Source organism: Pseudomonas sp. Z2-11, from assembly GCF_054161305.1.
Genome location: NZ_CP096395.1, coordinates 4,827,723 through 4,840,236, shown reverse-complemented (window position 1 = coordinate 4,840,236; position 12,514 = coordinate 4,827,723). Strand labels below are relative to the sequence as shown.

At 62.2% G+C, this 12,514-nt stretch carries 7 protein-coding genes and 2 tRNA genes; 2 read left to right on the top strand and 7 right to left on the bottom strand.

Going from position 1 to position 12,514, the window contains the following annotated elements:
* Positions 1-153: 153 nt before the first annotated feature.
* Positions 154-1,494, bottom strand: coding sequence for a 30S ribosomal protein S12 methylthiotransferase RimO (gene rimO / locus M1E16_RS21390; RefSeq protein WP_458128318.1), 1,341 nt, complete (start codon positions 1,492-1,494; stop codon positions 154-156).
* A 336-nt stretch (positions 1,495-1,830) separates the two neighbouring features.
* Between rimO and M1E16_RS21385 the strand changes: the two genes are divergently transcribed.
* On the top strand, positions 1,831-3,672 hold the full coding sequence (locus tag M1E16_RS21385; RefSeq protein WP_458130359.1) for a potassium transporter Kup: 1,842 nt from the start codon (positions 1,831-1,833) through the stop codon (positions 3,670-3,672).
* A gap of 200 nt (positions 3,673-3,872) precedes the next feature.
* On the opposite strand, the gene M1E16_RS21380 is transcribed toward M1E16_RS21385, so the two are convergent.
* From M1E16_RS21380 to M1E16_RS21365, 4 genes are all read right to left on the bottom strand, one after another.
* Positions 3,873-5,162 (bottom strand): virulence factor family protein, encoded by a 1,290-nt coding sequence (locus M1E16_RS21380; RefSeq protein ID WP_458128317.1) that lies wholly within the window; start codon positions 5,160-5,162, stop codon positions 3,873-3,875.
* Entirely contained in the window at positions 5,162-7,804 is a 2,643-nt protein-coding gene (gene mprF / locus M1E16_RS21375; RefSeq protein ID WP_458128316.1) for a bifunctional lysylphosphatidylglycerol flippase/synthetase MprF, read from the bottom strand. The genes M1E16_RS21380 and mprF overlap by 1 nt, the downstream gene beginning before the upstream one ends.
* 150 nt (positions 7,805-7,954) lie before the next feature.
* A tRNA-Met gene (locus tag M1E16_RS21370) sits at positions 7,955-8,031 on the bottom strand.
* 220 nt (positions 8,032-8,251) lie between these two features.
* Positions 8,252-8,328 (bottom strand) — tRNA-Met (locus tag M1E16_RS21365).
* Positions 8,329-8,610: 282 nt separating this feature from the next.
* Here M1E16_RS21365 and dinB point away from each other — a divergent pair.
* Entirely contained in the window at positions 8,611-9,672 is a 1,062-nt protein-coding gene (dinB, locus tag M1E16_RS21360; RefSeq protein ID WP_434572205.1) for a DNA polymerase IV, read from the top strand.
* Positions 9,673-9,722: 50 nt separating this feature from the next.
* On the opposite strand, the gene M1E16_RS21355 is transcribed toward dinB, so the two are convergent.
* Entirely contained in the window at positions 9,723-10,676 is a 954-nt protein-coding gene (locus tag M1E16_RS21355; protein WP_305499188.1) for a hypothetical protein, read from the bottom strand.
* A 17-nt stretch (positions 10,677-10,693) separates the two neighbouring features.
* Complete coding sequence (locus tag M1E16_RS21350) at positions 10,694-12,409, bottom strand: proline--tRNA ligase (protein WP_434601678.1); 1,716 nt, start codon at positions 12,407-12,409, stop codon at positions 10,694-10,696.
* Positions 12,410-12,514: the final 105 nt, after the last annotated feature.

The window sequence follows — 12,514 nt, the reverse complement described above, 5'->3', positions numbered from 1 at the left end:
AAGCGGCCCCAAAACCTGTCGCATGCGGAGCGTCAGTCACACCGCACCCGCCGGTTTACGACTGCTTCGCAGCCGAGCGGGAGCAAGCTCCCTCGCCACGGGTACAGCATTTTCCCTGAGTGAACCGCATTACCCCTTGAGTCCAGGCCCTGCTCAACCGATCTGCTCAGCCCACAAATCATACTCATCGGCGTCGGTGACCTTGCACCAGACCTTGTCGCCTGGCTTGAGGTTGCTGCCGTTGTCGATGAAGACGTTGCCGTCGATTTCCGGGGCGTCGAAGAAGCAGCGGCCCACGGCGCCTTGCTCGTCGACTTCGTCCACGAGCACTTCGATTTCACGGCCGATGCGCATTTGCAGGCGGGCCGAGCTGATCGCCTGCTGGTGCGCCATGAAGCGTTCCCAACGGTCCTGCTTGACGTCGTCCGGGACCACATCCAGGTCCAGATCGTTGGCCGGTGCGCCTTCGACCGGCGAGTACTGGAAGCAACCGACGCGGTCGAGCTGGGCTTCGGTCAGCCAGTTCAGCAGGTATTGGAAGTCTTCCTCGGTTTCGCCGGGGAAGCCGACGATGAAGGTCGAGCGGATGATCAGGTCCGGGCAGATTTCGCGCCAGTTCTTGATACGTGCCAGGGTCTTGTCTTCAAAGGCCGGGCGCTTCATCGCCTTGAGCACTTTCGGGCTGGCGTGCTGGAACGGGATGTCGAGGTACGGCAGGATCTTGCCGGCGGCCATCAGCGGGATCAGCTCGTCGACATGCGGATACGGGTAGACGTAATGCAGGCGGACCCAGACGCCGAGGCTGCTGAGCGCTTCGCACAGCTCGGTCATGCGGGTTTTCACCGGCGCGCCGTTCCAGAAACCGGTGCGGTATTTCACGTCGACACCATAGGCACTGGTGTCCTGGGAAATCACCAGCAGCTCCTTGACGCCAGACTTGACCAGGCGCTGGGCCTCGTCGAGTACATCACCGACCGGACGGCTCACCAGCTTGCCGCGCATCGACGGGATGATGCAGAAGCTGCAACTGTGGTTGCAGCCTTCGGAAATCTTCAGGTAGGCGTAGTGACGCGGGGTCAGCTTGATGCCTTGCGGCGGCACCAGGTCGATCAGCGGGTTGTGGTCCTTGCGCGGCGGCACGACTTCGTGCACGGCGTTGACTACTTGCTCGTACTGCTGCGGACCGGTCACCGACAACACGCTCGGGTGCACGTTGCGGATGTTGCCTTCTTCCACGCCCATGCAGCCGGTCACGATGACCTTGCCGTTTTCCTTGATGGCTTCGCCGATGACTTCCAGCGATTCGGCCTTGGCGGAGTCGATGAAGCCACAGGTGTTGACCACTACCACGTCGGCGTCCTGGTAGGTGGACACCACGTCATAACCTTCCATGCGCAGTTGGGTCAGGATGCGCTCGGAGTCGACCAGAGCCTTCGGGCAACCCAGGGATACGAAGCCAACCTTCGGGTTGGCTGGCGCGGGAGTGGTGGACATGTCTAACCTCGGTATAAGGGGGATCGTCTCGTGCGAGACAGGGCGCCTGACGCGCCTCTGATCAAAAAGTGCGCAATTCTATCCATGGCGGGCGCACTTGACCAGCTTTATGCAGGGAAAAACGACGAGTGCTGCGCTATGCTTCGCGCCTTTGCCTTCTGGCGATTGTTACAGTCAACAAAACGTCTGTAACAAAGCGTAAAACAGCGCATGCTGCGGCACAAAGCGTACGGCTTCTTTTACAGAGAAGACAGGTCTGGGAATCAGGAGTGTTGGATGGGTCATGCAAGTAGTCAGGCGGCGACTGCCGAGCATTCGGCAACCAAGCCGCTGAGCATGCTGGTCGCGGCGGTCGGAGTGGTATATGGCGACATCGGCACGAGCCCCTTGTATACCCTGAAGGAAGTGTTTTCCGGCGGCTATGGCGTGCCGGTCAACCATGACGGGGTGCTGGGGATTCTGTCGCTGATTTTCTGGTCGCTGATCTGGGTCGTGTCGATCAAATACATGATGTTTGTCCTGCGTGCCGACAACCAGGGCGAGGGCGGGATCATGGCCCTGACCGCCCTGGCGCGGCGGGCGGCGGCCGGCAGGGCGCGGTTGCGCACGTTGCTGGTGATCTGCGGCCTGATCGGTGCGGCGCTGTTCTATGGCGATAGTATGATCACCCCGGCGATCTCGGTACTGTCGGCGGTGGAAGGCCTCGGCCTGGCATTTGAAGGCATCGATCACTGGGTGGTGCCGCTTTCGGTGGTGGTGCTGGTCGCGTTGTTCCTGATCCAGCGCCACGGCACCGCGCGGATCGGCATTCTGTTCGGCCCGATCATGGTGACCTGGTTCCTCGTGCTCGGCGCTCTGGGCGTGTATGGCATCAGCCAGCATCCGGAAGTATTAAACGCAGTGAACCCGACCTGGGCCGTGCGTTTTTTTGTCGTCCACCCGGGCATGGGCGTGGCGATCCTTGGCGCGGTGGTGCTGGCGCTGACTGGCGCCGAGGCGCTCTACGCCGACATGGGGCATTTCGGTCGCAAGCCGATCGCTCGCGCCTGGTTTATCCTCGTGCTGCCGGGCCTTATGCTCAACTATTTCGGCCAGGGCGCCTTGCTGCTCGGCGACCCTGAAGCGGCGCGCAACCCGTTCTATCTGCTGGCGCCGAGCTGGGCCTTACTGCCATTGGTGGGCCTGTCGACCCTGGCGACGGTGATCGCTTCGCAAGCGGTGATTTCCGGCGCGTTCTCGCTGACGCGCCAGGCAATCCAGCTCGGCTACATCCCGCGCATGTACATCCAGCACACCTCCAGTGCCGAACAGGGCCAGATCTACATCGGTGCGGTGAATTGGTCGTTGATGGTCGGCGTGGTGCTGCTGGTGCTGGGCTTCGAGTCGTCCGGAGCGCTGGCTTCAGCCTATGGCGTGGCGGTCACCGGTACGATGTTGATGACCACGATCCTGGTCTCTGCCGTGATCCTGTTGTTATGGAAATGGCCGCCGTTGCTAGCGGTGCCGGTGCTGTTCGGTTTCCTGCTGGTAGATGGGCTGTACTTCGCCGCCAACGTGCCGAAGATCATCCAGGGCGGCGCGTTCCCGGTCATTGCCGGCATTGCCTTGTTCGTGCTGATGACCACCTGGAAGCGCGGCAAACAACTGCTGGTGGAGCGCCTGGACGAAGGTGCGTTGCCGTTGCCGGTTTTCATCAGCAGCATCCGCGTGCAACCGCCGCATCGTGTGCAGGGCACCGCGGTGTTCCTGACCGCGCGCTCGGATGCCGTGCCCCACGCGCTGTTGCATAACCTGTTGCACAACCAGGTGCTGCACGAGCAAGTGGTGTTGTTGACCGTGGTCTACGAGGACATTCCCCGCGTACCGTCGCAGCGGCGCTTCGAGGTCGATGCCTACGGCGAGGGCTTCTTCCGGGTCATCCTGCATTTCGGCTTCACCGACGAACCGGACGTGCCCCAGGCGCTCAAGCTCTGCCATCTGGATGAGCTGGATTTCAGCCCGATGCGCACGACGTACTTCCTCAGCCGCGAGACCGTCATCGCCTCCAAGCTCGAAGGCATGGCCCGCTGGCGCGAGTCGCTGTTCGCCTTCATGCTGAAGAACGCCAACGGCAACCTGCGCTTCTTCAATCTGCCGTTGAACCGGGTGATCGAGTTGGGGACGCAGGTAGAGATGTAGGCCTGACAAGGCCTATGGCAAGGCGGATCCCTTGTGGGAGCGAGCCTGCTCGCGAAGACGCTGGCACATCCAGCACGAGGGCTTGCTGACCCGACGCTTTCGCGAGCAGGCTCGCTCCCACAGAGGGGGGTATCAAGCGGGCAACAAAAAAGCCCCTGCACCGTGAGGTTGCAGGGGCTTTTTGTCAGCTGTGTATCAGCTCACTGCGCGGCAGGTGTGGTCTGCCGCTTGTTGATCTCATCGATCAACCGCTTGGCCAGGGCCGGGTAGTTTTCATCGAAGTGATGGCCGCCGGGCAGCTTTATGGCTTCGCCTACGGCGGTCTTGTCGGTGCAGCCACTTTCGTTGGCTTCTTCCGCGCCATAGATGCACACCACTTTTTCCGCCGGCAGCTTGGCCATTTCCGGGCCGGTGGCGGCTTCGGTGCCGGCGTTGCCGAGCCAGCCCTCGACTTCGATTTCGAAGCTGCCGGTGCGGGCAAAGGCGAGCAGGATAATCGCATCGACCCGTTGCTGTTCTGTCGCCGGCAGGCGGTTGTAGATTGCCGGCAGGACATCGGCTCCGAAGGAATAGCCGGTCAGGATGAAGCGTTTGGTGCCCCAGATCTGGCGATAGTGTTGCATCAGCTCGGTCAGGTCGGTCGCGCTCTGTTCGGGGCTCTTGTGCTGCCAGTAATAGCGCAGGGTGTCGATGCCGACCACCGGGTAACCGACCTTGGCCATTTCATCGGCCACGTCGCGGTCCAGGTCACGCCAGCCACCGTCGCCGGAGAGAAACAGCGTCACGGTGTCCCGGGCCTGGCTGGCGGGGACTTCCACCACCGGAATGCTCAGGCCGCCCTTGCCCTTGTCGGCGCCCACCAGGATCTTGCGCAGCTCGTTGTTGAGTACCTGCGCCAGGTTGATGTCGTAGTCGCTGATGCTGGTTTCGGCATTCTTCTGGTCGCGCACGAAAGCGGCGCTGGTATCGTCGGGGTTATCGTTCCAGGCCACCAGCCAGCGACCATGGGCGGCGCTTTTGGGCAGCAGGTGGGTGCAGCCGGGTTTTTCCAGGGCCAGGTCGACCGAGACGGCCTGGGCCTTGTCGTCCTTCTGTTCAGCCAGCCAGCGCCAGGCCAGCACCGCGCCGGGACCGATGCCGCTGACCAGCGTGGCCGGGCCGTGCAGCTGCCGCAGGCCGGCTTGCAAGGCGCGCCCCTGGAGCATGCAGTCCTTGGGCAGGATCACCTGGACGATCTGCGCCGAGCCGCTGCGGCTGAGGGTCGTCAATTGGGTGTCGCTGAGCTTCTGGTCCTCGTTGACCGCCACCAGCACCTGGGCGCGTACCTTGGTGCCGGGGATGACTCGGGTCATCGGCACGCCATCGGCCGGCTCCAGTTGTTCCAGGGTCGGTTGCGGGGCCGGGCGGTTCCAGTACCAGTAGCCGCCACCGAGAATCACCGCCAGCACCAGCAGGGCGGCCACTACGTATCGCCAGGAGCGTTGCATCATCAGCGTTTCACCAATCCAGTCAGGCCGCCCGCAATCAGGGCGGCGGTATCGGCCAGCGCTACCAGCGGATCGAGTCCGGCGGGCACGGCCATGTAACGAGGTTCCCAGTCAGGCTGGAATTTGTCTTTGAAGCGGCGCAGGCCCTGGAAATTGTAGAGCTGCTCGCCACGGCGAAACACCATCGAACCCAGGCGCTGGGTCAATGGAGCGCCACGACGCGGTTGCAGGCCCGAGAGCGGGACCATGCCGAGGCTGAAGCGGGCGTAGTCATGGTTTTTGTAATGCTGGATGAGGCCGACCATCATGAACTCCATGGTCAGCTTCGGGGCTTCTGGATGAGCACGCATCAGGTCAAGGCTGGCCAGCTCATGGCTATGGGTTTCCAGCAGGTTGGCGAACGCCACCGGACGCCCCTCGAAACGAATCACCGCGATGCGGAAGTGCTTGAGGTAATCATGGCTGAATCGCCCCAGGGAGAAACCTTTCTCGCGTACATTCTTGCCGGTCAGCCAGGCATCGGAAATGACCTTGAGTTCGTCCATCGGCGCCTGGCCCGGTTCATGGATCTCCAGTGACAGGCCGTCACGGGTGCCGCGGTTCCAGGTGTAGCGCAGGTCCTTCATCTCCTTGCCCTTGGCTTCGAGATCAAAACGCTTGAGATCGACCCGCGCCTCTTCGCCCAGCTTGATCGCAGTCAGGCCGATGTCCATGTAATAGGGCAGGTTCTCGGCACGCACCTGATAGAACACTGGCCTGGCGTGGTAGATGTCGCAAAGGTCACGAAACTGCCAGATCATTTCCGCCCGTTGCTGGGTCGGCCCGATCGGGTCGTACAACGCGACCAGGCTGCGGCCACGGCGGGCATACATCAGGAAGGCTTCATCGTTGGGATGAAACAGCAGCGCCTTGTCGCCGGTCAGGGCCAGGCCGCCGTCGGGTTGCGAAGACGCCATGAGAATCGTCCGGGCGCGCTCCAGTTCTTCAGCCGTAGGCAGATGAATCACCGGCCGAGCGGTGCGCAGCAGCCAGGTCAGGGACACCACCACCAACAGCACCGCGGCACCCAGCAGCGAGCGCAGGCCACGCGGCGCGTCGGCGTCCAGGGTGAACTGCCACCACAGTTGATGGCTGTAGGGCACATCCTGATAGGCAAACAGCAGCAGCCAGATCGACGCACCCAGCACGCACAGGCTGGCAATCAGGAACAACGGCGAGAAGGGCAGCTCGGTCAGGCGACTTGGGCGGTAAAAGGAACGCCGGAAGACCGCCAGCAGGGCTGCGGTCAGCGTCAGCAGCGTGGCTTCTTCCCAGTCGAAACCCTTGAGCAGCGAGAGCAGGGCGCCCACCAGCAACAGGACAGTGGTCAGCATCCAGGCTGCGGACAGACGGCGGCGCAGGCCCTGGGCGAGCAACAGGCACAGCACGCCTACCAGGCTGGCGCCAAAGTGCGAGGCGTCCACCAGGCGATGCGGGATCAGGAAGCCGATGTGCTCCAGGCGCGTGTCGATCTCCGGCGTCACGCCGGAAAACAGCAGCACCACGCCAGACAGGAACACCAGCACTGCCAGGATTGGCGCCGCGAAACCGGACGCCGCCCGTAGGGTCTGGCGGGTCTGGAACAGCCGTTGTGCCTCATTGATCAACAACAATACGCACGCCACCAGCATCGGTAGCAGCACATAGATCAGGCGATACAGCAGCAGTGCGGCTGCCAGCGGCGCCGCCCCCAGCTTGTCGGCAAACGCGGCCAGCAGGATCGCTTCGAACACACCGACGCCGCCCGGCACATGGCTGAGGACGCCGGCGGCGAGCGCCAGCAGGTAAACCAGCAGGAAGGGGCCGAACGGTGGCGCCTCCGGCAGCAACAGATAGAGCACCGTTGCAGCGGCGGCGACATCCAGCGCGGTGATGATCAGTTGCAGGAACGTCAGCCGGCGGCCCGGCAGACGCAGCGTGCGGCGACCGGCCTTGACCAGCAGGGCATCCCGATAGGGTTGTTCCGGCAGGCGGCGGCGATAGATGCCGATGGCCAGCGCACTGGTCAGCAGCAGCACGGCAACGGCGATCACCCCCAGCAAAGTGGCGGGAAGGTGCAGGGCGGCAGAGGCGGCAGGCAGATTGCTCAACGTCGCCAGGGCCGCCAGTGGCGGTAGCGCGCAACCCAGTGACAGGCTGGCGAACAATGTCATGTGGGCGACATCCGCCGCCCCCAGGCCGTGGCGGGCATACAGGCGGTAGCGAACCGAACCGCCCGACAGCAGCGACAGGCCGATCGCATTGCCGATGGCAAACGCGCTGAAGCCGCCGAGGACCAGGGTTTGGGTGGGCAGCTTCACGCCGGCGTAGCGAGTGGCGGACCATTCATAGCCCAGCAGAATGATGAAGCCGGCCACGGTGGCGGCTATCGCACCGAGCAGCGCCGGCCTCGGCACCTCGAGGATCGAGTCGTGAAGGGCGTAGAGGTCGAGTTCGCTCAGGAGGTGACGGCAGGCGATCAAGGCAATCGCAAACAGCAGCAGCGTGACGGCGAGGCCGATCGGTTGCCGGTACTGGCTGATCCGGTCCAGCCAGCGCAATCGCTCGGCCTTGATCGGTTGTGTCGCATTGACAGTGTCTTGTGGGGCAGACGAGTGGGCGCGCATCAATCACCTCTTGAGCTATGCGCGACAGGATGGGGGTATCCAGCCAAGTTACCAATCCCTGCGGCGGAAAATAATTACAAAATATTTGTAATGGAGCTTTTTCGGCACACACAAAAAAGGCCACTCTTTCGAGCAGCCTTTCTTGATATTTGGTTGCGGGAGCCGGATTTGAACCGACGACCTTCGGGTTATGAGCCCGACGAGCTACCAGACTGCTCCATCCCGCGTCTGTGTGGCGGCATTCTACAGGCGAACGCCGGACTGTCAACCGTTAATAGAGCGCCGGATGAAATAAACGGCCGGTTCACCTAAATGCGCGAAAACAAACGGAAATCGTCCTACAACTTCGACGTTTTGCGATGGCCGTAGTGACATGGAATGCACCCGGCAGGGGAAAACAGGCGCGCACAAAAAAGGCCACTCTTTCGAGTAGCCTTTTCTGATGTTTGGTTGCGGGAGCCGGATTTGAACCGACGACCTTCGGGTTATGAGCCCGACGAGCTACCAGACTGCTCCATCCCGCGTCTGTGTGGCGGCATTCTACAGCGAATCGCCCGACTGTCAACCCCTTTGCTGGAAAAACCTGTTCAGCTTCAATCGGTTAGCCTGCGCCAGGGCAATATGACAGCGCTGTGACGCAGGCCTGGCAAGGCCTGGCGCTCTATTGGGCGGTTCGCTGCGATTGAAGAAACACATTCATGTAGGCATTTTCCAGATCTGTCGAAGGATCTTTCAAACTACTGGTGCTATGTACAGGTTCGAGTGAGATACTGGCGCTCCGATCCATCGCATGTACCGCTGCTTATATGACGCAACGCAAAATCATCCACGTCGACTGCGACTGCTTCTACGCCGCGATCGAAATGCGCGATGATCCGCGGCTGGCCGGCATACCCCTGGCGGTCGGTGGCTCGGCGGACCGGCGTGGGGTCATCGCGACCTGCAATTACGAGGCGCGGGCCTACGGTGTGCGCTCAGCCATGTCTTCTGGCCACGCGCTGAAGCTCTGCCCCGACCTGACCATCGTCAAGCCGCGGATGGACGCCTATCGGGAGGCCTCCAGGGAAATTCAGACGATTTTCAGCGATTACACCGACCTGATCGAACCGCTGTCGCTGGACGAGGCTTATCTGGACGTCTCCGCCAGTCCGCATTTCGGCGGCAGTGCCACGCGCATCGCCCAGGATATTCGCCGGCGTGTTTCCAACCAGTTGCACATCACTGTTTCCGCGGGCGTGGCGCCGAACAAGTTTCTCGCCAAGATCGCCAGTGACTGGAAAAAGCCCAACGGCCTGTTCGTCATCACTCCTGACCAAGTGGAAGATTTCGTCTCGGCGCTGCCGGTGAGCAAGCTGCACGGCGTCGGCAAGGTCACCGCCGACAAGTTGAACAGGCTCGGGATTATTGACTGCCAGCACTTGCGCGAGTGGGACAAGTTGGCACTGGTGCGTGAATTCGGCAGTTTCGGCGAGCGACTCTGGAGCCTCGCCCGTGGAATTGACGAGCGCCTGGTGCACAACGACAGCCGGCGGCAATCCATCAGCGTGGAAAACACCTATGACGTCGATTTGCCTGATCTGCAGAGCTGCCTCGACAAACTGCCCGAACTGATGGAAACCCTGGGCGGGCGCATGGCGCGGATCGACAGCAGCTATCGGCCGGGCAAGCCGTTCGTCAAAGTGAAATTCCATGACTTCACCCAGACCACCCTTGAGCAGGCCGGGGCAGGGCGGGACCTGGGCAGTTACCAGCTACTGTTGACCCAGGCGTTCAACCGCGGCGGCAAACCGGTGCGATTGTTGGGGATCGGAGTGCGGCTGGAGGACTTGCGGGGCGGGTTTGAGCAGTTGGAGTTGTTTGAGCGGTAAAGCCGCCACTGCGCAAATAAACGACCCCCGTGGCGAGGGAGCATCCAGAGTCAGCTCGCGCCCGGGTCCGCCACCAACCGCCCGCCATCCTTGGTCAGGGCCTTGATGAATTCGGCCTGCAGTTCCGGATCGTTGCGGGTCAGTTCGATCAGGCTCTGTTCGAGTTCGCTGGCCTCTTCTTCAAGCCCCAGCTCCGAGAGACGCTTGACCCGATGAACCCATTGGCTCACTTCGTCGTCTTCCAGATCGTCGTAGATCAAGGCGTGGGCTTCGACCAGTTTGCTGCGCAACGTACTGCTGACGCTCAGGGATGAGTCGGTGTGCACCTCGTCCTGGGCGTCCGTCACACTGATCTGCAGTTTGCCGAACTGGCTCAGGTCATGCTCGGCGAACGGGCTTTCCAGCAGGTTCAAGCGCAGCACGCCGTTACGGTCGGTGCTCAGCTCGAAGGTCTGCCGGGCGGCTTTCACCTGTACCGGACGCTCGCTCCAGGGCAGGCTCGAATGCTCCGTGCGCTTGTCGCGCTGGATTTCATCGATACCTGCCAGGTTCTGCTGGGCACGGCCATTGGAAGGCACGTTCATGAACGGATTGAGTCCGGCAAAACCGTAGCTGATCCAGTCGCGGGTCGCGCTGTCCGGCAGGCTGCCGAGGGCGAACACATTGACCACGTTCGCGCCGACACCGGCCACCACCGCCACCGCGCCCAGCGGGATCTCGTAGACCTCCCGCCAAGGCTGGTACGGCGTATAGCGATCATAATGGCGGGTGACCTCGAACTCGGTGACCTCGAAAGTCTTCTGCTCGTTGATCCGCACCCGACGCTGCGGCAGGTCGAGCACCTTGGGTTCGCCCACATCGATCTGCAGGCTATGGTCGAGCAATTTGCGCTCGATCCGTTCTTCGTGCTCGTTGCGTTGCGACATCTGGTTGGCGCAGCCGCTGACCAGCAGGGCGCCGCACAATGCGGCGCCCCCGAGGCCTAAGGTGTTTCGCTTGAACATGACGTCTCTATCTGGTCTCAGCGGCGGATACGGGCCTGGAGGAAGGACAGCACGTCGGCGACCGGCAGCGCTTGCGCCTCGGCCTCGGTACGGCTCTTGTATTCCAGGTTGCCATCGGCCAGGCCACGGTCACTGACGACGATCCGGTGCGGGATGCCGATCAGTTCCATGTCCGCGAACTTGATGCCGGGGCTGGTTTTCTTGTCGCGGTCGTCCAGCAGTACTTCGAAGCCGGCGGCCGTCAGTTCGGCGTAGAGCTTGTCGGTCGCTTCGCGAACCTGTTCGGTTTCGTAGCGCAGCGGCACGAGGGCAACCTGGAACGGCGCCAGCGTGTCGCTCCAGATGATGCCGTTCTCATCGTTGTTCTGCTCGATGGCCGCAGCCACCACGCGGGACACGCCGATGCCGTAGCAGCCCATCTGCAGCGTGACCGGCTTACCGTTCTCGCCGAGCACTTCGCACTTCATCGCCTTGCTGTATTTGTCGCCCAGCTGGAAGATATGCCCGACTTCGATGCCGCGCTTGATTTCCAGCGTGCCTTTGCCGTCCGGGCTCGGGTCGCCGGCCACGACGTTGCGCAGATCGGCGACGGTTGGGACCGGCAGGTCGCGTTCCCAGTTCACGCCGAAATAGTGCTTGTCATCGATGTTGGCACCGATGGCGAAGTCGCTCATCAATTCCACCGAGCGGTCGATGATGATCGGCAACGGCAGGTTCAACGGGCCGAGGGAGCCGGCACCGGCACCAATGGCATCGCGCAGCTCGGCATCGGTGGCCATGACCAGCGGGCTGGCGACGCCAGGCTGGTTGGCGGCCTTGATTTCGTTCAGCTCGTGGTCGCCACGGATGATCAGGGCAATCAGCTTGCCTTCTTCTTCCGCGCGCACGATCAGGGTCTTGATGGTGCGTTCGATGGGCAGGTTGTAGCCTTCCACCAATTGGGCAATGGTCTTGGCGTTCGGCGTGTCTACCAGGCGCAATTCTTCGGCCGGTGCGGCGCGGGAGGTTTCCCGTGGCACGGCTTCGGCTTTCTCGATGTTCGCGGCGTAGTCGGAGCCGTTGCTGAAGACGATGTCGTCTTCGCCGGACTCGGCCAGCACATGAAATTCGTGGGAGCCGGCACCGCCGATGGAGCCGTTGTCGGCTTCAACCGGGCGGAACTTCAGGCCCAGGCGGGTGAACACGTTGCAGTACGCCTGGTGCATGCGGTCGTAAGTGACTTGCAGCGAGGCCAGGTCGGCGTGGAACGAATAAGAATCCTTCATGATGAATTCGCGACCGCGCATCAGGCCGAAGCGTGGACGGATCTCGTCACGGAACTTGGTCTGGATCTGATACAGGTTGATTGGCAGTTGCTTGTAGCTGCTCAACTCGTTGCGCATCAGGTCGGTGATCACTTCTTCGTGAGTCGGGCCCGCGCAGAAATCGCGACCATGGCGGTCCTTGATGCGCAGCAGCTCCGGGCCGTATTCCTCCCAGCGCCCCGACTCCTGCCACAGCTCGGCCGGCTGGGTGCTCGGCATCAACACTTCCAGAGAGCCGGCGGCGTCCATTTCTTCGCGGACGATGGCTTCGACCTTGCGCATCACCCGCAGGCCCATCGGCAGCCAGGTGTACAGGCCGGAGGCGAGCTTGCGGATCATGCCTGCGCGCAGCATCAGCTGGTGGCTGATCACGACGGCGTCGGAAGGCGTTTCTTTCTGTGTGGCGAGCAAAAATTGACTGGTGCGCATGGTTGGCCGTTGTCGGTTGCTGATGACGAGAAGTGACGCAGCATTGTACGGGCGAGATGCCCTGGCGTACAGGCGCGTGGCCGGTCGCCGGATTCAGGCGCCGCT

Bases quoted from the DNA above. Each gene is read 5' to 3' on its own strand.
- M1E16_RS21385 (WP_458130359.1), top strand. From the start codon at position 1,831: ATGCTGGTCGCGGCGGTCGGAGTGGTATATGGCGACATCGGCACGAGC.
- M1E16_RS21355 (WP_305499188.1), bottom strand. From the start codon at position 10,676: ATGTTCAAGCGAAACACCTTAGGCCTCGGGGGCGCCGCATTGTGCGGC.
- M1E16_RS21380 (WP_458128317.1), bottom strand. From the start codon at position 5,162: ATGATGCAACGCTCCTGGCGATACGTAGTGGCCGCCCTGCTGGTGCTG.
- M1E16_RS21350 (WP_434601678.1), bottom strand. From the start codon at position 12,409: ATGCGCACCAGTCAATTTTTGCTCGCCACACAGAAAGAAACGCCTTCC.
- mprF (WP_458128316.1), bottom strand. From the start codon at position 7,804: ATGCGCGCCCACTCGTCTGCCCCACAAGACACTGTCAATGCGACACAA.
- rimO (WP_458128318.1), bottom strand. From the start codon at position 1,494: ATGTCCACCACTCCCGCGCCAGCCAACCCGAAGGTTGGCTTCGTATCC.
- dinB (WP_434572205.1), top strand. From the start codon at position 8,611: ATGACGCAACGCAAAATCATCCACGTCGACTGCGACTGCTTCTACGCC.